This window comes from Pseudomonas sp. SWRI51 (genome assembly GCF_014268825.1).
In the GTDB taxonomy this organism is placed as follows: domain Bacteria; phylum Pseudomonadota; class Gammaproteobacteria; order Pseudomonadales; family Pseudomonadaceae; genus Aquipseudomonas; species Aquipseudomonas farsensis.
In genome coordinates, this window is sequence record NZ_JABWRG010000032.1 from 12700 (window position 1) to 36716 (window position 24017).

Consider the following 24017-nt stretch of genomic DNA (forward strand, 5'->3'; position numbering starts at 1 on the left):
CGAGATTCACGCAAAGTATGTGACCGGATGATTAATTTTGGTCACTTGCAACGGGTTTTCCCCGCCCGCAGGAAGTTATAGACGCAGTTGGCCGCCAACGCGCGCCAGCACCTGGGCAAATTCGCCGGCGTTTATCTCGCCAACCACCCTTTCAGCGCGCAGTTCGCTGCCATTGCCTGCAAAGAACATCAGCGCTGGCGGGCCGAATAGCCGGTAGCGGTCGAGCAGCGCGCGTTGTTCGGCGTTGCTCTGGGTGATGTCCAGCCGCAGCAGTTTGAACGCTGCCAGTTGCGGCTTGATCTGCGGGGCTTCGAGTACTTCGTGCTCGATCACTTTGCAACTGATGCACCAGTCTGCATACCAGTCGAGCAGCACCGGTTGCCCGGCGGCCTTGGCCTGGGCCAGTGCGGCATCGAGTGCGGCGGGGCTGGTCACGGTCTGCCAGGCATCGGCCTGGGTGCTGGCCGCCGTGCTTGCGGCTTGCGCTGGCGGCAGCGGGCGCAGCGGGTCGCCCTGGCCGCTGAGGGCGCCGTACCAGCAGGCCAGGGCGTATACCAGCAATGCCAGGCCCAGCAACTGCGCCAGGCGCTGGCGCGGGGTTTTCACCACCCACTCCAGGGCGCCGAGGAAGATCGCCACGCCTGCTGCCTGAAAACCGATCAGCAGCAGCGTGACCGGCCCCGGCAGTACCCGGCTGAGCAAGCCTATGGCGACCCCCAGCAGCATTACGCCGATGGCGTTCTTGACCGTGTTCAGCCATGGCCCGCTTTTCGGCAGCCAGGCAGCACCACCCGTGGCCACCAGCAGCAGTGGCGCGCCCATGCCCAGGCCCAGGGCGAACAGCTTCAGCGCGCCGCCCAAGGCATCGCCGCTGGCACTTATATAAAGCAGAGCACCGGCCAATGGCGCGGAAACGCAAGGCGAAACCAGCAGGCTGGAGACCACGCCGAGCACTGCAGCCCCCAGTAGCGAACCGCCCTGGGTGCGGTTGGCGACCTGGTCCAGGCGGTTGCTCAAGGCCTGCGGCAGTTTCAGCTCGAACAGGCCGAACATGGCCAGGGCAAACACCACGAAGAACGCCGCAAACGGCACCAGCACCCAGGCCGATTGCAGGCGTGCCTGCAGGTTGAGCCCGGCGCCGAATATACCCATCAGCGCGCCAAGTGCGGCAAAGCTGGCAGCCATCGGCAGCACATAGGCGAGCGACAGCGAGAACCCGCGCAGCCCTCCGACCTGCCCGCGCAGCACCACGCCCGAGAGGATCGGCAGCATCGGCAGCACGCAGGGGGTGAAACTCAGGCCGACGCCGGCAATGAAGAACAACAGCAGGGATTTCCAGCTCCAGTCATGGGTGTTGGGCGCTGCACTGCCGTCGATGCTGAGTTTTGCGGTTTGCGGCGGGTAGCACAGGCCTTTTTCCGCGCAGCCCTGGTAGCCCACCTGCAGGGTGAAGGCACGCGGGTCGTTGCGTGGCAGTTCGATGTCGAGCACGCCGAGGTACACCTGGACATCGCCGAAGAATTCATCGTGCTTGGCTTCGCCCTCGGGCAGGCGCGCGGCATCGAGCTTGATGTCGGCAGGCTCGGTGTGAAACTGCAAGCGGTGGCGGTACAGGTAATAGCCGTCGGTAGCGACCAGGCGCAACTTGATGCTGTGGGCATCGGCCTGCGCCAGGCTCAGTTCGAACGCTTCGTTGACCGGGAGAAAGTCAGCGTTGTTGGACAGCGAGGCAGCGCCGAGGCTGGCGCTGGGGCGGTTGTCGAGCAGGCTGTTGGCAAACGTGGGGCTGGAGAGCAGCAGAAGCAGCAGGAAAAACAGGCGGCGCATGATCAACTCGCTAGGTGGAACCTGGCGGGGATGATAACTGGGTAAGGCTGCCAGGTGTTTGCCCGTAGGAGCGGCCTTGTGTCGCGAAAGGGCTGCACAGCAGCCCCGACGACTTTGCAAAAGGCCGAGATATCGGGGCCGCTCCTACAAGGGGCGCGCGAAGTTCTGATACAAACGGGTCTGCCCGCTATGAAAGCCTGAACGCCCGCACCGCCGTATTCAGCTCCCCGCCCAGCTGCAACAACTGCTCACCCTGCTCGCGCCCTTCACCGATACGTTGCAGGTTCTCTCCGCCCAGCGCATGAATCCGCTCGCTGTGATCGCGAATCTCGCTTACTGCGCCCGTCTGCTGCGCCGTCACATCGGCAATGCGCACCGCTGTCTCGGCAATGGTGCGGATGGCCGCGACGATCTCATCCAGCGCACCATCGGCGGACTGCGCCTGCTCAGCGGTGGCTTCGGCGTGTTCAAGCTGCGTGCGCATGCCCTCGACCGAATCCCGCGCTGCCAGTTGCAAGCGGTCGATCAGCGCCTGGATTTCGCCTGTAGCGCCCGTGGTGCGCTTGGCCAGCGAGCGCACCTCGTCGGCAACCACCGCAAAGCCGCGCCCCATCTCGCCCGCCCGAGCCGCCTCGATGGCGGCATTCAATGCCAGCAGGTTGGTCTGTTCGGCAATCGAGCGAATCACCGTCAGCACCCCGCCAATGGTGGCCGACTCTTCAGCCAGTTGCTCGATCATCTGCGCGTTGCCTTGCACCTCATCCACAAGCGCGCGCAGGCCCGACAGGCTCTGGCCGATCACCGCCTGGCCCTGTTGCACAGCCAGGCCTGCGTGGCGGCTGGCGTCGGCGGCAGCGCTGGCATCGCCGGCCACCTGTTGGATGGTCGCCTCAAGCTCGCCCAAGGCATCGCGAATCTGCGCTGTGTCGCCGGCCTGGCGCTCGGCGCCATCGTGCAGCGCGCTGCTCATGCCTGCCAGGGCGTGGCTGCTGCCTGCCACTTGCTCGGCGTTGTGGCGGAGGGTGCCGACCAGTTCCACCAGGTACTGGCGCAGGCGGTTGAGCGACTCTTGAATGTCGTGCAATTCACGGTTGGTCTTGCCCAAGGCAATGGGCTGGGCAAAATCGCCTTCGGCCCAGCGCGACAATGCCGGGGCGAGGCTGGTGAGGGTGCGGGCCAGGCGCCGCTGCAAGGTGTCGATGAGCAGCGCAATCAGTAGGATCAGGCCGATCATCAGGCCCTGGATGATGCGCACTTCGGCGGCGATAATCGCGTGTTGGCCGCGCACCTCGGGCTCAAGGCCGGCGATGGCCTGCTGCACAGCGTCGAGGCGCTGGTGGGTGCTGGCGGCCAGCGCGGTGCGCCGTTCGATCTGCTCGCGGGTGCGTTGCAGCTCGCCGGGGTAGCGTTTTACCAGGCTCTGCAGCTCGCGTTTCAGGCCCACGGCCACGTCTTCCTGCGCGCTGCTGGCCTCGGACGCCAGGCCCATCATTGCGGCAAAGTCATCGGCGCCGGATTCGCTGGCGCGGGTTACCCCCAGCAGCGGCAGGGCATCGATGAGTTGCGCCTGGGCGGCGATCAGTCGCAGCTCGCGGTCCACCTCGCCGGCCAGTTCCGCACGGCCGCTGCTGACCAGCTTGTCGCGTGCCAGTGACAGGCGGCCCAGGTGTAACGCGGCGTCCAGCAGCGGGGCGAGATAGCGGCCGGCATCGGCGCTGCGGCTGTCACGGGCATAGTTGGCCAGTTGCTCGAAGTTGGCGCCCAGTTCGCGCTCGGCTTGCAGCAACAGCGCCTGCGGGTCGCCTGCCAGCTTGCCGGCGGCGAGCAGTTCGTTGGCGGTAAAGGCGTGCAGGTCTCCAAGGCTTGGCCGCAGCTTGTCAGCCAGCGCCTCGGGCCAGTCGACGAGTGCCGCTTGCAGGCGCTCATTGGCTTGCATGGCGGCCGCGTGGCGTAGGGCATCACCGCTGCTCAGGTAGGCCTGGGTATTGCGCGCCGCGTCGTTCTGAAATTGCTGCGACAGGCCCAGGTAGCGCTCCATCAGTTGATAGGGGCGTTCCAATGCGCGCTGCGACCACCACAGGGTTGCGCCCAGGGCGATGCAGACGGTTACCAGCAACAAGGTATTGAAATTGGTCAGCCACTTCAGGCGCATAGCCGCGAACTTCCTGCGGAGGGGAGAAGTAAGTGCCTGAAGTTATTGCTGTTTTGTGACGTGGTGATGACGGCGGGGGGTTGGCGCCAGAAAAAAAGTGGCACTGTGCCTGTATTGGCGCAGGCTTCACGCGGCCGCTCCTGCACGGGCCGCAGCGCCTGGGATGCTGACGTTACCGGTCGACCCGTACCACGCAGTTGCGCCCGGCATGTTTGGCCCGGTACAGCGCCTCATCGGCGGCGCTGGCCATGGTCGGTGCATCGAGGTGTTCATCCAGTTGCACCACCCCTGCGCTGAACGTGCACTGCAGGTCATGGGGCTGCGCGGGGTAGTGAATCTCGGCAAAGCGCCGGCGGATTTCGTCCAGCACCTTGTACGCCGCTTCCAGCGAGGTGTCGGGCATCACCAGGGCGAATTCTTCGCCGCCATACCGGCCGATGTAGTCGGTCTTGCGCAGCCGCTGCTTGAGAAACAACGCCAGGCTCTTGATCACCCGGTCGCCCATGGGGTGGCCGTGGCGGTCGTTGATCTTCTTGAAGTGGTCGATATCCAGCATGGCGAAGCTCAACGGCTGCCCCTCGCGGCGTGCGCGGAAGCTGCAATCTTCGAGCAGTTGCAGAATGTGCGTGTGGTTGTACAGGCCGGTGAGGCTGTCGCGCACCATGCGTGCCTTAAGATGGCGGGCGCGAGCGGCGCGGTTGCGCACAGTGGTGATCAGGTGGCGGGCGCGGATCGGCTTGGTCAGAAAATCATCGCCGCCCTCGCTCATGGCATCGAGCTGCTTGTCCAGGTCGTCCTCTGCCGACAGGTAAATGATCGGCACGCTGACGTAACGGTCGTTGTGGCGGATCACCTTGGCCAACTCCACGCCGGTGCAGTCCGGCATGTACATATCGAGAATCACAAGGTCTGGCTGGAAGTCAGCCAGCTCGCTCATGGTGCGAGTCGGCTCGGTCAGGCTGCGGGTGATGATGCCGGCGCTGTTGAGCAGGCGCTCGGTGTTCAGCGCCTGGGCGCGGGAATCGTCGATTACCAGCACCCGGAACGGGTCGTACTGGGTCGCGCTGGTCAGCAGTTCGAGCTTCTCAAGCAGGCTGGACGCCTCCAGGGTGCCGGTTAGAAACTCTTGGCCGCCTGCGCGCACAGCCGCCAGGCGCGTGCGGGTATCGGTGTCGTGCAGGCTGAAGAACAGCAGCGGGATTGGCTGTTCCAGGCCTTGCTGCGCCTGGCTGGCCAACTGCAGGCCGATGCCGGGGCCGGTGAAGTCCACATCCATGACGATGGCCGAGGGCAGGCGCTCGCTCATCGACGCCTGAAACGCCTCGCCACTGCACAGCGCCTGCACGGTCAGGCCAAAGAATTCCAGTTGCTGGGCCAGGCGCTCGGCGCGCTCGTGGTCCTGCAGCACGATGTACACCGGCTTGCGCAGCGGCGGCAGGGGCACGTTGTCGAGTTGGTCGCCACGGCGCAGGCCCGTGCGCGACAGGCGCTGCATGAGGTTGTTGAGTTCGCCGATCAACGCCGAGTTGAGCCGGGCGCTGTTGGCCTCGATAGCGCCCAAGGTCTGGGTGATGGCCTGCGACAGGCTGCTGTGTTCGGGCTGTTCGAAGCGCTCGGCATAGCGCTGCAGGCGCAGGTTGGCCTCGTGCAATTCGCCAAGGTCGGCACTCGACCATTCGCCGCGGTGCAGGCGCTGCCATATTTCCAGCATCTGCCGAGCTTGATGGATGACCCGTTGGGCAAAGTGCTGCTTGAGGCGCTCGTGGCTCGGCTCGGCTGGTTGGGTCATGTCCTGGCTACTTGTTAGAGGAGGATTGCAGGTTCGATGATGGCTCTATGCTAGCACTGCTTTTCCTACAAGCGAGTGCCACGTATCAACAAAGTGTTCAGGGCCGAATATTCAGTTGCTGACCCGTTGGTCGCTTATACGAACGGCGGCGTCTGCTTTATAGTGCTGGCACTCGGGCTTGCCGTGGCACCCTGACAACTGTTGGTGGTCAAAGCCTCTGAACCGTCGTGACTGATTAAGGACAATGCCATGCTGGACTGGAAAAACCGCGAGGCCAAAAGCGCGCCCCGTGAGCGGGCCGAACCGCGCAAAACTGCTTCCCGTCGCTACCTTGGTGGCCTCTGGGGCCGTGGCCTGGGTGTGCTGGTGGGGGTTTATTTCGTGGTCTGCATAGGCCTGGGCTGGTACTGGAGCGAGGAACCCGACCTGTTCCCGGTTCAGCAGAACGCCCAGGCTGCGGCCGAGCGCAACGGCCAGAAAATGGTCATCGGCTACACCACCATCGAAACCCTCAAGACCGTCGCTGGCACCTTGCTCGACAAGCCGGGCGGCTACATCGCCAACGACCGCTTCCCGCCAGGCCTGTGGATGGACAACATGCCGAGCTGGGAATACGGCGTGCTGGTGCAGGTGCGCGACCTGTCGCGGGCGCTGCGCAAGGACTTCGCCCGTTCGCAGTCGCAGTCCACTGAAGACGCCGACCTGGCCAAGGCCGAGCCGCGTTTCAACTTCGACCACAAGAGCTGGATCCTGCCTTCCAGCGAATCGGAATTCGAAGAGGGCATCAAGTCGCTTAACCGCTACCAGGCGCGCCTGGCCAGCGGCGACCAGGGCGCGATCTTCTATACCCGTGCCGATAACTTGAACAACTGGCTGGGCGATGTCGCCACCCGCCTGGGCTCGCTGTCGCAGCGGCTGTCGGCAAGTGTCGGCCGGGTCAAGCTCAACGCCAACGCCAAGACTGACACCGTGATCGCCGGCCAGGCGCCGCAGGTTGACGAGGAAGTGGTCGAAACCCCGTGGATGCAGATCGACAACGTGTTCTACGAAGCCCGTGGCCAGGCCTGGGCGCTGTCGCACCTGCTGCGCGCCATCGAAGTCGACTTTGCCGACGTGCTGGCCAAGAAGAACGCCACGGTCAGCGTGCGGCAGATCATCCGTGAGCTCGAAGCCTCGCAGGAAGCGCTGTGGAGCCCGATGGTGCTGAACGGCAGCGGCTTCGGCATGTGGGCCAACCACTCGCTGGTCATGGCCAACTACATCTCCCGTGCCAACGCGGCGGTGATTGACCTTCGCCAACTGCTGTCGCAGGGCTGAGGTGCCCATCAGCCCCGCCGAGGTCGCACATCGCGCGGCCTCGGATGCCGAGCTGGTCGTCTGGGTGGACGAGCACGACCAGCCCCTCGGCGCCTTGCCGCGGGCCGACCTGCGCGAGCGCGGCCTGATCGGCCGCTGCACGTTCATCCTGTTGTTCAATAGCCAAGGCTTGCTCTGCGTGCATCGCCGCACCCTGAGCAAGGCGCTGTACCCCGGGTTCTGGGATGTCGCCGCCGGGGGCATGGTCGGTGCTGATGAAAGCTATGCCGAATCTGCGGCCCGTGAACTGGAAGAAGAGCTGGGCGTGAGCGGCGTGCCGCTGCGCTTTCACGAACGGTTCTACTTCGACCAGCCAGACAACCGCATGTGGTGCGCGGTGTTTTCGGCGGTGTGGGACGGGGCGTTGCGCTTGCAGCCTGAAGAGGTGATCGAGGCCCGTTTTGTCACGGTTGCGCAGGCCGAACGCGATAGCGCGACCTTGCCGTATTGCCCGGACTCGCTGGCGGCATTGCAGCGCTACAAGGCTGGCCTGGGCACCGTGTAGCGCTTCATCGCGGGGCAAGCCCGCTTGGGGGTCGCAAAACATTCGCAAAATGGCGCAATCCGGTACTTAGCAACTGTCAGATTTATCGTTACACTGCGCGCCCTTTTCGGGCTGTCGCAGATGTTGCGCCAGTAGCGCCGCCCCTGCCAGAGTGGGGCCTCGCGGTCGGCTCCCGTCGACCAGTTTTTGTCCTCAGCACCGAGGAACAAAAGTGGCCAAGAAAGCTTCTTCCCTCGCCGCCCTTGGCGGCCTCGTATATTCCACCGATGCCGGTCGGCACTGCCCTGACTGTGGCAAACCCGTGGACGCCTGCATCTGTAGCCAGCAGGCCATTCCCGAGGGGGATGGCATCGCCCGTGTGCGCCGCGAAAGCAAAGGCCGTGGTGGCAAGACCGTAACCACCATCAGCGGCGTGCCGCTGGCCGCTGAGCCGCTCAAGGCGCTCGCCGCGTCGCTCAAGCGCCGCTGCGGCACCGGGGGCGCGCTCAAGGACGGGGTCATCGAGATTCAAGGCGACCACGTCGAGCTGTTGCTCGGTGAGCTGATCAAACAAGGCTTCAAGGCGAAAAAGTCCGGCGGCTGAGGCTGCAACGGGTTTTTTTGACCAGCGCTTTCTAAACTCGGTTGCGTGTGCAGGGTCTACCCCTGGCATGGACGAATCGTCATTTTCAGCTTCTACACTGCGCCCGCCCCTTGTGGGGCAGTGTCTTCGACTTATCTATGGGGGACTTGAATGTCCGTACGACGCACACGCAAAGACGATGGTAGCCAGTGGACCGTGGCCGACAGCCGCAGTGTTTATGGCATCCGCCATTGGGGCGCGGGTTATTTCGCCATCAATGAAGCCGGGCGCGTCGAAGTGCGCCCCAACGGCCCGGACAGTTCGCCCATCGACCTGTTCGAACAGGTCGAAGAGCTGCGCCAGAGCGGCCTTTCGCTGCCGCTGCTGGTACGCTTCCCGGACATCCTGCAAGACCGCGTGCGCCAACTGACCGGCGCCTTCGATGCCAACATTGCGCGCCTTGAGTACCAGAGCCAGTACACCGCCCTGTACCCGATCAAGGTCAACCAGCAGGAGGCGGTGGTAGAAAACATCATCGCCACGCAGAACGTCTCCATTGGCCTTGAAGCCGGCTCCAAGCCTGAGCTGCTGGCGGTGCTGGCACTGGCACCGAAGGGCGGCACCATCGTCTGCAATGGCTACAAGGACCGCGAGTTCATCCGCCTGGCGCTGATGGGCCAGAAACTTGGCCATAACGTATTCATCGTCATCGAGAAAGAGTCCGAAGTGGCGCTGGTGATCGAAGAAGCAGCCGAGCTCAAGGTCAAGCCGCAGGTTGGCTTGCGTGTGCGCCTGTCGTCGCTGGCGTCGAGCAAGTGGGCCGACACCGGTGGCGAGAAGTCCAAGTTCGGGCTGTCGGCGGCGCAGCTGATTTCGGTGGTCGAGCGCTTCCGTGACGCAGGCCTGGACCAGGGCATCCGCCTGCTGCACTTCCATATGGGCTCGCAGATCGCCAACCTGGCCGACTACCAGCACGGTTTCAAAGAAGCCATTCGCTATTACGGCGAATTGCGCGCGCTGGGCCTGCCGGTCGACCATATCGACGTCGGCGGCGGCCTGGGTGTGGACTACGACGGTACCCACTCGCGCAACGCCAGCTCGATCAACTACGACATGGACGACTACGCAGGTGTTGTGGTCGGCATGCTCAAGGAGTTCTGCGACGCGCAGGGCCTGCCGCACCCGCACATTTTCTCTGAAAGCGGCCGTTCGCTGACCGCCCACCACGCGATTCTGGTTATCCAGGTGACCGACGTCGAGAGCCATAACGACGAGATGCCGGTGATCGAGAACAAAGAGGCGCTGCCCGAGACCGTGCAATGGTTGGCCGACCTGCTTGGCCCGACCGATATCGAGATGGTCACCGAGACCTACTGGCGCGCCACCCACTACATGGGTGACGTGGCGGCGCAGTATGCCGATGGCAAGCTCACCCTGGCAGAAAAAGCCCTGGCCGAGCAATGCTACTTTGCCGTGTGCCGTCGCCTGCACAACTCGCTCAAAGCCCGCCAGCGCTCGCACCGCCAGGTGCTGGACGAGCTCAACGACAAGCTGGCCGACAAGTACATCTGCAATTTCTCGGTATTCCAGAGCCTGCCGGACACCTGGGCGATTGGCCAGGTGCTGCCGATCATTCCGCTGCACCGCCTGGACGAAGAGCCGATGCGCCGCGCGGTGCTGCAGGACCTGACCTGCGACTCCGACGGCAAGATCAACCAGTACGTCGACGAGCAGAGCATCGAGACCAGCATGCCGGTGCATTCGATCAAGGCGGGCGAAGACTACCTGCTGGGTGTGTTCCTGGTGGGGGCCTACCAGGAAATTCTGGGCGACATGCACAACCTGTTCGGTGATACCGATTCGGTGAACATCTACCAGAGCGCCGATGGCAGCGTGCACCACGCCGGCATCGAGACCCACGACACCATCGAAGACATGCTGCGCTATGTGCACCTGTCGCCGGAGGAGTTGATGACGCATTACCGTGACAAGGTCGCCAGCGCCAAGATCACCGCCCGCGAGCGCACCCAGTACCTCGATGCGCTGCGCCTGGGGTTGACCCGGTCTTCGTATTTGTCTTCGTAAATGGCCGTGCCGCTCCTGCGAAGGTAATGCGACCTTTGCAGGAGCGGCCTTGTGTCGCGAAATGAGGGCAAAGCCCTCACCGACTGCACATCCAGAAACGAACTAATCCCGCCCAGCCTCGGCCTCACAGCTACCTTTGAATGCAATATTCAAGGGAGTGCAACATGGACCGCCAAGGTAATCACCGCCTGCGAATTGGTCGGACGTCAGAATTAGGCCGTCTATACCTGCTCACCACCATCACTCGTCAACGCGTCCCGCTGTTCACTGATTTCGTCTTCGCCAGAGCGGTTGTCTGGAATTGCGTAAGAGCGATGAAGAGGGAGAGTGCCGATCATTGGCCTGGGTACTAATGCCCGATCATCTGCACTGGTTGATTGAGCTCGGGCAAGGCAGCCTGAGTAGCTTGATGTGCGCTTTTTAAATCCCGGAGCAGTTGTGCGCTGTATCGTGCCGGTGCAGACCGGCAGCACATTTGGCAGCCTGGGTTTCATGACCGCGCTTTGCGCCGTGAGGAGGATATCAGGGCGGCAGCGCGGTACATCATTGCTAACCCGTTGCGTGCCGGATTGGTCAGCAAGGTCAGGGATTATCCACATTGGGATTGTGTGTGGCTGTGAGTCTGCCGGTGAGGGCTTTGCCCTCATTTCGCGACACAAGGCCGCTCCTACACGCGTGGGCGTGATACGGCGATGTCAGTACCAAGCCTGCTGTTGTAGGAGCGGCCTTGTGTCGCGAAATGAGGGCGAAGCCCTCACCTAGGGTGTATCCGTGACTGAACTAACGTCGGCTCGCCTGGATTGCGAATTTACTGTTGAGGCACTGTGGATATGAGTCTGCAGGTGAGGGCTTTGCCTTCATTCGCGACACGAGGCCGCTCCTACCTGAAGGCGGGTTACCGGCCAGCTTCAACGCACCCATCCCCCACACCGCTGCAACCGCCACCCCATCCACCCCAATGTCACCGCCCGCAGCGCCATGAACCCCAGAAACGCCAGCCACAGCCCGTGGTTGCCGAGCCCCTTCAGCGCCAGCGCGAAGGGCAGGGCGATCAGCACCGAGGCGAGCATCGCGTTGCGCATTTCACGGGCTCGCGTGGCGCCGATGAACAGCCCGTCCAGCAGATAGCTCCACACCGCAATCAACGGCAGCACGGCCAGGTACGGCAAGTACGGGTAGGCCGCCGCGCGCACGCTGGCGATATCGGTCTGCAGGTCGATGAACAGATGCCCGCCAAACAGAAACGCCCCGCCAAACCCCAGGCTGACAATCAGCGACCAGGCGCAGGCCACCACCAGCGAGCGGACCAGCGCCTGGCGGTCGCGGGCGCCGATGGCGTGGCCGCACAGCGCTTCGACCGCGTGGGCCAGGCCGTCCAGCGCATAAGCGGTCAACAACAGGCCGTTGAGCAGCAGCGCATTGGCCGCCACCGTGGCCTCGCCCAGCCGCGCGCCCTGCACGGTGAGCAACAGAAACACCACCTGCAACGCCAGGCTGCGCAGAAAGATATCGCGGTTCACCGCCAGCAACGGCCGCCAGGCCTGCCAGCGCTTGAGCGCCGCCCAGGCGATGTGCCCTGGGTAGGCGCGCAGCGCCGGGCGGGTGAGGGCAAGACCCAGCAAGGCGCCGCTCCACTCGGCGATCACCGAGGCCCGCGCTGAACCCACCACGCCCCAGTCCAGGCCAAGTACGAACCACAGGTTAAGGGCGATGTTGAGCAGGTTGGTGCTCAACAGGATTGCCAGCGGCGCCCGGGCGTTCTGCGTGCCGAGGAACCAGCCGACCAGTGCATAGCTGGCCAGCGCCGCGGGCAAACCGAGCAAGCGGGTATGGAAGAAGGCTTCGGTGGCGGTGTGCAACGCCTCGCTTGGCTGCATGGCCTTGAGCGCGAGCTGGCTGAAGGGTATGGCCAGCAAGCCGATCAACATGGCCAGGCCCAACGCCAGCAGCAGCCCTTGCACCAGCACCTTGCGCAGCGCGGCGCCATCGGCGCGCCCGGCGGCCTGGGCTGCGAAGCCGGTGGAACCCATGCGCAGGAACCCCATCAGCCCGACCATGAAGGTAAACATCATCGCCCCCACCGCCACAGCGCCCAGCTGGTGAGCATGGGGCAGGTGGCCGATGACCGTGCTGTCGACCAGCGCCACCAGTGGTACCGAAACGTTCGACAGGATCATCGGTGCGGCCAGGCCCCAGACCCTGCGGTGGGTCGGGCGGTGGCGCCAGGCGGCGGACAGTGCAGACATGCGGGCTCCAGCGTAAAGGTGTGTTGTGCGATCACGGGCGCACAGGTGATGTGGGACGTTTCAGGGTTTGCAGTCAGCCTTCTCCGGCCCCATCGCAGGTTTCGCCGGCTCCCAGCCTGTGGGCGCTGGCGCCAGCCTGCGATGGGGCTGGATCAGGCGTATCGAGCAATGGCCGACACAGTGTACCGGCCAGGCAACCAATCAGCGCGAACACGGTCTCAATCGCCGCGCATCAGCAGGAAACCCTGCCGTTGTTGCGCTATAGTGCTGCCCTCAAAACACGCTGCCGAAGAGTTCTCTCTCAAATGCTCAACAAAGGATTGTTGCTGGCCTGTGCGCTGGCCCTGCTTAGTGCCTGTGATTCCTCCACGCCGGACAAGCAGCCGGCCCCCGTAGACACGCCCGCCGCCGCCGCACCTGCAGAAAAACCGCAGGCCAAACGCGAAGACCCGGCGGTGCTGGCCAAGCGTTATGCCGGCCGCGAGCTCAGCGTGCTGGACGTCTCGGAAGTGCAACTGGACGGCGCCAGTACGCTGTCGGTCAGCGTTTCTGCGCCGCTCGATGCCAACCAGGACTTTGCCGCCAAGCTGCACTTGGTCGACACCGTCAAAGGCAAGGTCGACGGCGCCTGGGAACTCTCCGAAAACCAGATGGAACTGCGCCTGCGCCACCTTGAGCCGCAGCGCAAGATGGTCCTGACCATCGACAAAGGCCTGCTGTCGGTCAACGGCAACAGCCTGCAGAACGAGTCGGTCAGCCGTTTTGAAACCCGTGACATGCAAGCCACCATCGGCTTCGCCAGCCGCGGTTCGTTGCTGCCTACCCGCGTGGCCGAAGGCCTGCCGGTGATCGCGCTGAACGTCGACAAGGTCGATGTCGAGTTCTTCCGGGTCAAGCCGGACATGCTCTCCAGCTTCCTGGCCAACTGGGGGCGCAGCAGCAGCCTGTACTACTACCAGTCCAAGGAACTGCTGGACATGGCCGAGCTGGTCTACGGCGGCCGCTTCGACCTCAACCCTGCACGCAACACCCGCGAGACCGTGCTGCTGCCGATTGCCGGCATCAAGCAATTGCAGGAGCCAGGCGTATACCTGGCTGTGATGCGCGCCTCGGGGACCTACGACTATTCGCAGCCAGCGACGCTGTTCACCCTGAGTGATATCGGCGTCTCGGCGCACCGCTACCGTGACCGCCTCGACGTGTTCGCCCAGGCGCTGGAAGGCGGCAAGGCGCTGAACGGCGTCACCTTGGAACTGCACGACGACAAAGGCAAGCTGCTGGCCCAGGCCAAGACCGACAGTGACGGCCATGCGCAACTGCCGATCACGGCCAAGGCCGATACCCTGATTGCAACCCAGGGCGTGCATACCACGCTGCTGCGCCTGAACACCGCAGCGCTGGACCTGGCCGAGTTCGACATCACCGGCCCGCAAGCCAACCCGTTGCAGTTCTTCATCTTCGGCCCACGAGACCTCTATCGCCCAGGCGAGACGGTGCTGCTCAATGGCTTGCTGCGTGACCAGGATGGCAAGCCGGTCAAAGCCCAGCCGGTCAACGTCGAAGTACGTCGCCCCGACGAGCAGGTCAGCCGCAAGTTCGTCTGGGAAGCCGATGCCAACGGCCTGTTCCAGTACCAACTGCAACTGGCCACCGAGGCCCCGACCGGCCGCTGGCAGTTGCTGCTCGACCTCGGCGGCGGGCGCAAGCAGGTGTACGAATTCCTCGTCGAGGACTTCTTGCCCGAGCGCCTGGCGCTGGAACTCAAAGGCAGCAGCAAGCCGCTGTCGCCTGAACAGACCGCCACCATCCAGGTCAACGGCCGCTATCTGTATGGCGCCCCGGCTGCCGGCAACCGCCTGAGCGGCCAGGCCTATGTGCGCCCGCTGCGTGAAGCGGTCAAGGCGCTGCCGGGCTACCAGTTCGGTGCAATTACCGAAACCGAGCTGAACCAGGACCTGGAACTGGACGAAGTGACCCTCGACCAGGCCGGCAAGGCACGTATCGACATCGAAAGCCGCTGGAGCGAGGCCCGCTCGCCGCTGCAACTGAGCGTGCAGGCCAGCCTGCAAGAGTCCGGTGGCCGCCCGATCACTCGCCGCCTCGAGCAGCCGATCTGGCCTGCCGAGCGCCTGCCGGGCCTGCGCGGCCTGTTCGATGGCGAAGAGACCGACAGCAACGGCCTGGTCGAATTCGAGTTTCTGGTCGCCGACCGTGATGGCAACAAGCTTGCCGCCAACAACCTCAAGGTGCGCCTGATCCGTGAGCGCCGCGACTACTACTGGAACTACTCGCAGAGCGACGGCTGGAGCTACAACTACAACGAGAAATTCCTCACCCAGGACGAGCAGACCCTCAGCGTCAAGGCCGGCTCCACTGCCAAGCTGAGCTTCCAGGTGGAGTGGGGCCCGTACCGCGTCGAGGTTGAAGACCCACAGACCGGGCTGGTTTCCAGCGAGCGCTTCTGGGCTGGCTGGCGCGCCCAGGACAACGCCGAAGGCGGCGCCGTGCGCCCTGACCAGGTCAAGATCGCCCTGGACAAACCTTCCTACAAAGAAGGCGGCAGCGCCAAAGTCACCATCACCCCGCCTGCCGCAGGCAGTGGCTACCTGATGGTCGAGTCCGCCGATGGCCCGCTGTGGTGGCAGGAAATCGACGTACCGGTCGAAGGTAAAACCTTCGAAGTCGACATCGACAAGAAATGGACCCGCCATGACCTGTACATCAGCGCGCTGGTGATCCGCCCGGGCGAGCGCAAGGCCAACGCCACGCCGAAACGCGCGGTCGGCTTGCTGCACCTGCCGCTGGACCGCGCCGAGCGCAAGCTTGCCCTGAGCCTGCAGGCGCCAGAAAAAATGCGCCCCAAACAGCCGCTGACGGTGAAGTTCAAGGCCGCCAATGCTGACGGCAGCGTGCCCAAGCAGATCCACGTGCTGTTGTCGGCAGTGGATGTGGGCATTCTCAACATCACCGACTTCAAGACCCCTGACCCGTTCGCCAGCCTGTTCGGCCGCAAAGCTTATGGCGCCGACCAACTGGACATCTACGGCCAGCTGATCGAGGCCGGCCAAGGCCGTCTGGCCAGCCTTGCCTTCGGTGGTGATGCGGCGATGGCCAAAGGCGGCAAGCGCCCCAACACCACGGTCACCATCGTGGCCCAGCAGAGCCTGCCGGTTACGCTGAACGACAAGGGTGAAGGCCAGGCAACGGTCGATATCCCTGACTTCAACGGTGAGCTGCGCCTGATGGCCCAGGCCTGGACCGACGAGCACTTCGGCATGGCCGAGGGCAAGACCGTGGTCGCGGCACCGCTGATTGCCGAGCTGTCGGCGCCGCGCTTCCTGGCCGGCGGCGACCGCACCAACCTGGCGCTGGACCTGTCCAACCTGTCCGGGCGTGCTCAGCAATTGACTGTGCAGTTGCTCACCGAAGGCCAATTGAGCCTCACCGGCAGCACCCAGCAGACCATCAGCCTGGCCGAAGGCCAGCGCAGCACGCTGATGATCCCGGTACAGGCCCAGGGCGGCCTCGGCCAAGGCAAGGTGCGGGTGCAGGTCAGCGGCCTGCAACTGCCAGGCGAAACCGCGACAGCCTTCGAGCGCGAGTGGACCCTGGGCATCCGCCCGGCCTACCCGGCCATGCTCAAGCACTACCGCGTGGCGCTCAAAGACCAACCCTGGACCCTGCCGGAAAGCGACCTGGCCGAGTTCGAGCCGGCGGGCCTTGAAGCCAGCCTGGCGCTGTCGAGCCGCCCACCGCTGAACCTTGCCGAGCAGATCCGCGCGCTTGAGGCCTACCCGTACGGCTGCCTGGAACAAACCACCAGCGGCCTGTACCCGTCGCTGTACGCCGACGCCGACAGCCTCAAACGCCTGGGCATCAAGGGCGAGCCGGCCGATGTGCGCAAGCGCAAGATCGAGATGGGCATCGAGCACCTGTTGGGCATGCAGCGCTACAACGGCAGCTTTGGCCTGTGGAGCTCGGACAGCGAAGAGGAATACTGGCTGACGGCCTATGTCACCGACTTCCTGATGCGCGCCCGTGAGCAGGGCTACGGCGTACCCGCCGATGCGCTGAAAAAGGCCAACGAGCGCCTGCTGCGTTATGTGCAGGAGCGCAACCTGATCGAGTTGAGCTACACCCAGAACGCCGACCACAGCCGTTTTGCCGTGCAGGCCTATGCGGCGCTGGTGCTGGCGCGTAGTCAGCAGGCGCCGCTGGGTGCGCTGCGCAGCCTGTTCGAGCGTCGCGCCGACGCCCGGTCGGGCCTGCCGCTGGTGCAACTGGCGGTGGCCCTGGACAAGATGGGCGACAAACCACGTGCGCAGCAGGCGCTGCAGGCCGGCCTTGCCGCCAGCCGCAGCAAAGGCTGGCTGTCCGACTATGGCAGCGCCCTGCGTGACCAGGCGCTGATTCTGGCGCTGCTGCAAGAAAACAACCTGGCGGCCAATCAGGTCGACCAGCGCCTGTTCGCGTTGTCCGATGAGCTGGCCGCCAACCGCTGGTTGTCGACCCAGGAGCGTAACGCGCTGTTCCTCGCTGGCCGTGGCCTGCTGGGCAAGCCTGAAAGCAGCTGGAAAGCGCGCCTGGACAGCGCCGGTGAAGTGCGCGATTTCGACAATGCCGATTCGGGCATGAAGCTTGAAGGCCCGTTGCTGGCCTCGCCGCTGACCGTACAGAACCAAGGCAGCGACACCATCTACCAGCAACTGACCGTCTCTGGCTACCCACGCCAGGCCCCGCCTGCCAGTGGCAATGGCATGGAGATCCGCCGCGAGTACCTGGGCATGAACGGCCAGGCACTGGATGTGCGTAACCTGCGTAGCGGCGACCTGGTGCTGGTGCACCTTGCACTGCGTTCGCAGGACAGCGTGCCAGACGCGCTGGTGGTCGACCTGCTGCCGGCCGGCCTTGAGCTTGAAAACCAGAACCTTGCGCAAAGCGCTGCCAGCCTGGACAACGCCAGCTCGGCGGTGAAGGAGTGGCGCGACTCGATGCAGAACGCAAGCGTGGTGCACCAGGAGTACCGCGATGACCGTTACGTCGCGGCGCTGAAACTGGACGGCTACAGCACCACGCACCTGCTGTACCTGGCCCGTGCCGTGACCCCTGGCAGCTACCGCATTCCGCCGCCGCAGGTGGAGTCGATGTATCGGCCTAACCTGCAAGCGGTGGGCAGCAGCCAGGGTGAGATGGTGGTGCGCGGCCGTTAACGGGCGTGTATCAACCTTGCTCGGGGGCGGCGCAGTACCGCCCCCGGGCTATCAATGCACCACCCAGCTCAACACCCACAACCCAAGCACCGCCCAGATGATGCCCAGGATGATCGATGCGCGCATGAACGCGCGCACCGCCGAATACAGCAACAGCAGCCCGACGATCAACGCCAGGATGCTGACCAGCGAAGTATCCATCCCCAGCGCCCGCGCCAGGCCATCGATGAAATTGCCGCCGGCATTGGCCAGCAGGTTGAACAGCCCGCTCAGGCCGTCGACGATGAAACGGATCACCGACCCCAGCACCTGGCCCAGCCAATCGAAAAACCCTTCTACGTGCATAGTCGCTTCCTGATGATCACTTCAAGCCTTTGGCCATTACCCGGCCCGGTCAGTTCCCGATGCCAAGCTTAGCCCGCCCGCAGGTTAAAAGAATGCTCCGGCGTATCGCCATCGGCGCCTTGCTGGCGGTGGGGCTGCTATGGGCCGCGGACCGTATCTGGCCGTTGCCGATGCCCGGCGATGATCTTGCCCGCGTGGTGCTTGCCGAGGACGGTACGCCGTTGTGGCGCTTTGCCGATGCCGAGGGTGTGTGGCGCTATCCGGTCACCCAGGAGAACGTGTCGCCGTTGTACCTGGAGGCGTTGTTGGCGTACGAGGACCGCTGGTTCTACCAGCACCCCGGGGTCAACCCGATGGCCCTGGCGCGTGCGGCGTGGCTGAACCTGCGGGGCGGGCGCGTGGTGTCGGGGGGCAGCACACTGTCGATGCAGGTGGCACGCCTGCTCGACCCGCACGACCGCACCTTGGCCGGCAAGCTGCGCCAGTTGTGGCGTACCGCGCAGTTGGAGTGGCACCTGTCCAAGCGCGAGATTCTGCAGCTGTACCTTGATCGCGCGCCATTCGGTGGCACCTTGCAGGGGGTGGCCGCTGCCAGTTGGGCGTACCTGGGCAAGTCGCCGATGCACCTTACGCCATCGGAAGCTGCGCTGCTTGCGGTATTGCCACAGGCCCCGAGCCGGCTGCGCCCGGACCGCCACCCCGAGCGCGCCCAGCGTGCACGCGACAAGGTGCTGCAACGCCTGGAGGAATACCACGTGTGGCCAGCTGCGCGCATCGCCGAGGCCCGCGAAGAACCGCTGCTGCTGGCTCCGCGCCAGGAACCGGCGCTGGCGCCTTTGCTGGCGCGGCGCTTGAACAGCGCCAATAGCCCACCCCTGATTCGCACCACCATCGATGCTGCGTTGCAGCGGCGCCTGGAGGACCTGCTGCTGGGCTGGCGCGCGCGCCTGCCTGAGCGCACCTCGGCGGCGCTGTTGGTGGTCGAGACGCAGAACATGGCGGTGCGCGCTTACCTGGGTTCCATCGACCTTGCCGATGAACGCCGCTTTGGCCATGTCGACATGGTCCACGCGCTGCGTTCGCCGGGCTCGACGCTCAAGCCGTTCCTGTATGCCATGGCCATGGACGAAGGTCTGATCCACTCCGAGTCGCTGCTGCAGGATGTGCCAAGGCGTTATGGCGACTACCGGCCGGGCAACTTTTCGATGGGCTTCAGCGGCCCGGTGTCGGCCAGTTCCGCGCTGGCGCTGTCGCTCAACCTGCCGGCTGTGCAACTGCTCGAAGCCTATGGGCCCAAGCGGTTTGCCGCGCAGATGCGCATGGGCGGGGTGCCGTTGATCCTGCCGCCGCTGGCCGAACCCAACCTTTCGTTGATTCTGGGCGGGGCCGGCAGCCGGCTGGACGAACTGGTTGGCGGCTACGCAGCCCTGGCCCGCGAAGGGCGCAGCGCCAGAATTCGCCTGCAACCGCAGGACCCTCTGGTTGAGCAACGCCTGCTGTCGCCGGGCTCGGCGTGGATTACCCGGCGCATTCTCAGCGGCCAGGCGCGCCCGGACCGTGACCCCAATGCCGAGCTGGTGCAGCGCCCGCAACTGGCCTGGAAGACCGGCACCAGCTACGGCTTTCGCGATGCCTGGTCGGTGGGCGTCGGGCCGCGTTACTTGATTGGCGTGTGGATCGGCCGCCCGGACGGCACGCCGGTACCGGGGCAATTCGGCCTGGCTTCGGCGGCGCCATTGATGCTGCAGGTGCACGACCTGCTCAGCAACCGCGATGCCCAGCGTGGCATCCGGGTGCCGGTGGAACCGGTGCCGGCTTCGGTCGGGGTAGCGGCGATCTGTTGGCCATTGGGCCAGCCCATGAACCGCCAGGACCCCAACTGCCGGCGCCAGCGGTTTGCCTGGACGCTGGACGGCACCACGCCGCCAACCCTGCAGGCTGCCGACCAGCCGCTTGGGCTTGGCCTGCGCGATACGGTCTACGTCAATGCGCAGGGGTTGCGGGTCGATGCCAGTTGCCCAGGCGCCGTTGCCCGTGACATCGCCCTGTGGCCGGCGCCCCTTGAGCCCTGGCTGCCCAAGGCAGAACGGCGCAGTGCGCGCCTGCCTGCGCTTGACCCTGCTTGCCCGCCGCAACTTACCGGCAGCGCGCCGCCGCTGGCGATTGTCGGCGTGCGCAGCGGCGACAACCTGCGCCGCCCGGCCAGTGCCAGCGAACCGCTGCAATTGCACGTCTCGGCGCTGGGTGGCAATGGCCGGCGCTGGTGGTTCCTCAACGGGCAGCCATTGGGGGAGACCCAGGGCCAGGACAGCCTGCTGGTGCACTTCGAGCAGGCCGGCCGCATCGAACTGAGCGCCCTGGACGAGAGCGGCGAGACGGCCCGCGTTGAGTTTCAGGTCAGCGAGTGAAGGTGACTAGTCGCTTGGGCCTACACCCTTGGTGGTAGGCCCTGACCTGCGTTTTGTAAGCGTCTGAAACACCAACCTTTTTGCACCCTGTACAGGCACCCAACGCAAGGGTTAATACCAAGTTGGGACCTATCGGTTTCGAACCTCGGGGACTTCACTGCTGACTGTAGGGATAAGTCGGCGCAATCAAGCGCCGCGCTTTCCAACAACAACGTAGCAGCAGGAGTCTTCCCATGAACAACCAACCGTGGATGAAGGCGGCTACGGCGCTGACGATAGTCATGGCGCTGGGCCTTGGAGGATGCAGTAGCGGCGGCGGTGGCAGCCACAGCGCGGTGGACGGCTCGTCCTCGGGAAGCTCTGGCGGCGGCAGTGGTGGTGGCAGGGGCGGTGGCGGTGGCGGAACCGGCGGCGGGCCAGGCGCTGGCGGCGGCAATGGCAGTGTCGGTGGAGGAACTGGTGGCGGCCTGGTAACCGCGCAGATCGTTGACCAGGCCGGCACCACGGTGTCGGGGCTCGGCGATGGTGTAAGCAATCTGGGCCAGGCCATCGGCGCCCTGCCCATCGCCGGCAGCACGGCATTGACGGGCGGGGTGGGGGCGTTGGTGTCCTCTACGGGCACTGCGCTGAACACGGTTGGCAGCGGGCTGAGCGATGGCCTTGGCCAACTCGGTAGCGGCAACAACGCAGTCGGCACCACGGTGGGCGTTGTCGGCGCAGCCACCGGCGACCTCGGCACCGGTGTTTCCGGGCTCGGCCAAGGCTTGCAGGCATTGGCCAGCGGCTCGCCGGTCGAGCAGGTGCCACTGGTCAACCAGGTGGTCGCAGGCGCGGGGCAAGGCGTTGACCAGGTGGGCCAGGCGGTGACCATGCTGGGCGACACGCTGACCCCAATCGGCACCAGTGGGCCGTTTTCTGGTGCTACCCAAGGCGTGAGCGATGCGTTGGTGCCGGTGGTCTCGCTGGTAGAAAACACCACCGCCAACGCCACGCGCCAGACCGGCCTTGCCGGCCCGCTCAACCAGGCCCTCGATGGCGTAGGCAATGCCCTCGGCCAGGCCGGCCAGCAGGTTGCGGGCGCCGGTAACGGCAACCCTGTGACCGACACCACGGGGCAACTGGTCAGTAACCTCGGCGCTTTGGTCGGCACCAGTGCGGGCCTTTCTCCGACCGGTGGCCAGGCGCGTACCGGCCTGCTGGAAACCGTCGGCGGTGTAGTGGCAGGGGCGGGCAGCGGGCTTGGCCTCGGCACCAGCAACAGCGCAGTGGCCAGCGCCGCCGGCAGCACCGTGCAAGTGGGCAACACTGTCGCTCGGTTGGGCACCGTGCTTGGCGGCAATGGCGTGACCAACAACGCCGCTGGCGCCCCGGTTGCGGCGCTCACCCAGCAAGTGGGCGGTGGCCTCAATCCGGTGGTCGGCGGTGTCGCCAGCGTCACCCGCCAAGTCGGCGCCAGCACCGGGCTCGGTACGCCAGTGGCCGGTGTGCTGAACCAGGTCGGCGGAGCGGTGGGTCATGTCGGCACGCAATTGGGCGGCGCCAGCAGCAACCCGGTTGTCAGCCAGCTCGGCACCACCGTGGGCGCGCTGGGCGGCACCGTTGGCCAGGCCGGCAGCTTGGTCAATGGCGGCGCCTCTGGCCAAGGGCTAGGCGGACTGGGTGGTCTGCTTGGCGCTTCTCGCTAGTGGCCGTAAGCCAGCTCAGCACCTACGCTTGCAACAGTGCCAGGGACGCCGGGGGGCGTCCCTGCTTCAACCGGATCATGGAGTGTCCGCATGCGCCGAATGGCCGTGACCTTATTGATGCTGGCCGGGGCCGAGCTGGCCTGGGCCGAACCCCTGCCGGGTTTTCTCAACAGTAACGACACCGAGCGCCGGCTACCCAGCAACAACCTGCCCGTAGATGCCTACCGCCCAGGCGCGGCGGGTTTGCAGGTGCCAGCCCCAGCCAGCGCAGCGCAACAGACGTTGCTGATGAGCACGCGGGTGCAGGTGCGCAAGGTGCGCTTCGAGGGCGGCACCGTTTACCCCCTTGGTGATCTGCGCGACCACTATCAGCCGGTCATCGGCCGCGAGATCCCGTTGGCCGACCTGATCGAGCTGACCCGACGCCTCACCCAGCGTTATCAGGATGACGGCTACCTGCTTTCCTACGCGTATCTGCCGCCCCAGGACTTCGCCGATGGCCGGGTGCGGGTGGTGCTGGTGGAGGGCTACGTTCGCGACGTGCAGGTGGAGGGCGATATTGGTTCGTCGCGCGCCTACCTCGACCGGCTGCTGAACAAGCTCAAGGCCGAGCGCCCCCTTACCCGCAAGACCTTCGAACGCTACACCAGCCTGGTGACGCGCATACCGGGCGTGACCTTCGGTGCCGAGGTGCCGCCACCCGGCACCACCGATGGCGCCACCCGCTTGGTGGCGGTGGCTGCGCGCAAGCCGTTCACCACGACCCTCAGCCTCAACGAAAGCAGCCGCGACGACCTGCAGGCGCTGCTGGGCGCCAGCAGCAATGCGCAGACCCGCTATGGCGAGCAGCTCAGCGCCAACGTGCTGGTGCCGCCGGGCGAGGACAAAGAGCACTACCTTCGGGTCGACTACAGCCAGTTCATCGATGACGAAGGCTCGCGGTTGCAACTGTCAGCGGCGCGCTACCGCAGTGACCCGCGGGCGCGCATCCTCCTCGCAGATGGTAACCAGCTCAGCCAGCACCGCGAGAACGAGCGCTACGCCATTGGCCTGAGCCAAGTGCTGATTGCCTCACCCAATGAATGGTTCGAGGTGCTCGGGCGGTTCTATGCCGTGAACGATCGCATCGATTACCAGGTGGCCAATGCGCCGCTGCAATTCGACAGCCAGACCGACATCCGCGCACTGTCGTTCGAAGCGGACTGGCGCAAGGCCGAAGCCCGTCGCCTGCGCATCCTCAGTGCCGGGGTTTACCAAGGCCTTGACCGGCTCGGCGCCCGCAGCAACGCCGACCTCGACCTGGACTTTCTGCGCTTGCGGGTTGCCGGCATGCAGAGCGACAACTTCACCGAGCAGTGGCAGGGCGTAGCCTCGGCGGCGGGGTACTGGAGCAACGACAGCCTGCCTGACAGCGAACGCGCTGTATTTGGCGGGCAGACGTTCGGGCGGGGCTACCCCAGCGACCAGGCCTCCGGCGACAAAGGTTGGGGGGTGGCCTACGAGATCAACTACAGCCTGCGCCGCGAAGGCGACTGGGTGAAGGTGCTGCAGCCCTATGTGGTGCTGGATGCGGCGCGGGCGTGGTTCAACGAGCTGGACGTGCAGAAGGCGCGCATGTCGTCGGCAGCGGTTGGCCTGCGCTTGGGCGACATGCGCTATTACAACATCGCCGTGGAGGTGGCCAAGCCTATGTCCGACATCGCGTTGGACAGCTTCAATCGACGGCCGCGGGTGAACCTGAGTTTTAGTTATCAGCTGTGAAGTAAAGGTCGTTGTTGGCGCGAACTGGAATCGGGCCAGGGTTCAATACCGCGGCTGTGCGCGTTCTCCGTAGGAGCGGCCTTGTG

At 65.0% G+C, this 24017-nt stretch carries 13 protein-coding genes and 1 pseudogene; 9 read left to right on the forward strand and 5 right to left on the reverse strand.

What is annotated here, in order from left to right; all coding sequences use genetic code 11:
* Window positions 1-75 precede the first annotated feature (75 nt).
* The 3 genes from HU720_RS12090 to HU720_RS12100 all read right to left on the reverse strand — a co-directional run bounded on the left by HU720_RS12090 (window position 76) and on the right by HU720_RS12100 (window position 5768).
* Window positions 76-1827 (reverse strand): protein-disulfide reductase DsbD, encoded by a 1752-nt coding sequence (locus HU720_RS12090; RefSeq protein WP_186520162.1) that lies wholly within the window; start codon window positions 1825-1827, stop codon window positions 76-78.
* 187 nt (window positions 1828-2014) lie between these two features.
* The gene (locus HU720_RS12095; protein ID WP_186520163.1) at window positions 2015-3979 is read right to left on the reverse strand and encodes a methyl-accepting chemotaxis protein; all 1965 of its coding nucleotides are present in this window, start codon (window positions 3977-3979) and stop codon (window positions 2015-2017) included.
* A gap of 172 nt (window positions 3980-4151) precedes the next feature.
* Window positions 4152-5768, reverse strand: coding sequence for a PleD family two-component system response regulator (locus HU720_RS12100; protein ID WP_186520164.1), 1617 nt, complete (start codon window positions 5766-5768; stop codon window positions 4152-4154).
* 249 nt (window positions 5769-6017) lie between these two features.
* Between HU720_RS12100 and HU720_RS12105 the strand changes: the two genes are divergently transcribed.
* The 5 genes and pseudogenes from HU720_RS12105 to HU720_RS24320 all read left to right on the forward strand — a co-directional run bounded on the left by HU720_RS12105 (window position 6018) and on the right by HU720_RS24320 (window position 10896).
* The gene (locus HU720_RS12105) at window positions 6018-7085 is read left to right on the forward strand and encodes a DUF2333 family protein (RefSeq protein ID WP_186520165.1); all 1068 of its coding nucleotides are present in this window, start codon (window positions 6018-6020) and stop codon (window positions 7083-7085) included.
* Between the two features lies 1 nt (window position 7086).
* On the forward strand, window positions 7087-7629 hold the full coding sequence (locus HU720_RS12110) for an NUDIX hydrolase (protein WP_186520166.1): 543 nt from the start codon (window positions 7087-7089) through the stop codon (window positions 7627-7629).
* 211 nt (window positions 7630-7840) lie between these two features.
* The gene (locus HU720_RS12115; protein ID WP_186520167.1) at window positions 7841-8212 is read left to right on the forward strand and encodes a translation initiation factor Sui1; all 372 of its coding nucleotides are present in this window, start codon (window positions 7841-7843) and stop codon (window positions 8210-8212) included.
* A gap of 150 nt (window positions 8213-8362) precedes the next feature.
* Window positions 8363-10276 (forward strand): arginine decarboxylase, encoded by a 1914-nt coding sequence (gene speA / locus HU720_RS12120; RefSeq protein WP_186520168.1) that lies wholly within the window; start codon window positions 8363-8365, stop codon window positions 10274-10276.
* A 164-nt stretch (window positions 10277-10440) separates the two neighbouring features.
* Window positions 10441-10896: pseudogene (locus tag HU720_RS24320) on the forward strand (transposase).
* A gap of 288 nt (window positions 10897-11184) precedes the next feature.
* On the opposite strand, the gene HU720_RS12125 reads toward HU720_RS24320, so the two are convergent.
* Window positions 11185-12522 (reverse strand): MATE family efflux transporter, encoded by a 1338-nt coding sequence (locus HU720_RS12125; protein WP_186520169.1) that lies wholly within the window; start codon window positions 12520-12522, stop codon window positions 11185-11187.
* A 305-nt stretch (window positions 12523-12827) separates the two neighbouring features.
* Here HU720_RS12125 and HU720_RS12130 point away from each other — a divergent pair, with 305 nt between their 5' ends.
* A complete protein-coding gene (locus tag HU720_RS12130; RefSeq protein ID WP_186520170.1) occupies window positions 12828-17732 on the forward strand; it encodes an alpha-2-macroglobulin in 4905 nt (1634 codons plus the stop codon).
* Between the two features lie 51 nt (window positions 17733-17783).
* Here HU720_RS12130 and HU720_RS12135 read toward each other — a convergent pair whose 3' ends face one another.
* The gene (locus HU720_RS12135) at window positions 17784-18077 is read right to left on the reverse strand and encodes a hypothetical protein (RefSeq protein ID WP_186520171.1); all 294 of its coding nucleotides are present in this window, start codon (window positions 18075-18077) and stop codon (window positions 17784-17786) included.
* Between the two features lie 59 nt (window positions 18078-18136).
* On the opposite strand from HU720_RS12135, the gene pbpC reads away from it, so the two are divergent.
* The 3 genes from pbpC to HU720_RS12150 all read left to right on the forward strand — a co-directional run bounded on the left by pbpC (window position 18137) and on the right by HU720_RS12150 (window position 23931).
* Window positions 18137-20485, forward strand: a complete 2349-nt coding sequence (gene pbpC / locus HU720_RS12140; RefSeq protein WP_186520172.1) for a peptidoglycan glycosyltransferase PbpC — start codon at window positions 18137-18139, stop codon at window positions 20483-20485.
* A 233-nt stretch (window positions 20486-20718) separates the two neighbouring features.
* Window positions 20719-22170, forward strand: a complete 1452-nt coding sequence (locus tag HU720_RS12145; protein WP_186520173.1) for a collagen-like triple helix repeat-containing protein — start codon at window positions 20719-20721, stop codon at window positions 22168-22170.
* 90 nt (window positions 22171-22260) lie between these two features.
* Window positions 22261-23931 carry a ShlB/FhaC/HecB family hemolysin secretion/activation protein gene (locus HU720_RS12150; protein ID WP_186520174.1) on the forward strand — a complete coding sequence of 557 codons (1671 nt, stop codon included), beginning with the start codon at window positions 22261-22263 and terminating at the stop codon, window positions 23929-23931.
* Window positions 23932-24017: the final 86 nt, after the last annotated feature.

Excerpts from the sequence above, each read along its gene's own strand:
- HU720_RS12090 (WP_186520162.1), bottom strand. The coding sequence starts at position 1,827 with ATGCGCCGCCTGTTTTTCCTGCTGCTTCTGCTGCTCTCCAGCCCCACG.
- HU720_RS12095 (WP_186520163.1), bottom strand. The coding sequence starts at position 3,979 with ATGCGCCTGAAGTGGCTGACCAATTTCAATACCTTGTTGCTGGTAACC.
- HU720_RS12100 (WP_186520164.1), bottom strand. The coding sequence starts at position 5,768 with ATGACCCAACCAGCCGAGCCGAGCCACGAGCGCCTCAAGCAGCACTTT.
- HU720_RS12105 (WP_186520165.1), top strand. The coding sequence starts at position 6,018 with ATGCTGGACTGGAAAAACCGCGAGGCCAAAAGCGCGCCCCGTGAGCGG.
- speA (WP_186520168.1), top strand. The coding sequence starts at position 8,363 with ATGTCCGTACGACGCACACGCAAAGACGATGGTAGCCAGTGGACCGTG.
- HU720_RS12125 (WP_186520169.1), bottom strand. The coding sequence starts at position 12,522 with ATGTCTGCACTGTCCGCCGCCTGGCGCCACCGCCCGACCCACCGCAGG.
- HU720_RS12130 (WP_186520170.1), top strand. The coding sequence starts at position 12,828 with ATGCTCAACAAAGGATTGTTGCTGGCCTGTGCGCTGGCCCTGCTTAGT.
- HU720_RS12135 (WP_186520171.1), bottom strand. The coding sequence starts at position 18,077 with ATGCACGTAGAAGGGTTTTTCGATTGGCTGGGCCAGGTGCTGGGGTCG.
- pbpC (WP_186520172.1), top strand. The coding sequence starts at position 18,137 with ATGCCAAGCTTAGCCCGCCCGCAGGTTAAAAGAATGCTCCGGCGTATC.
- HU720_RS12145 (WP_186520173.1), top strand. The coding sequence starts at position 20,719 with ATGAACAACCAACCGTGGATGAAGGCGGCTACGGCGCTGACGATAGTC.
- HU720_RS12150 (WP_186520174.1), top strand. The coding sequence starts at position 22,261 with ATGCGCCGAATGGCCGTGACCTTATTGATGCTGGCCGGGGCCGAGCTG.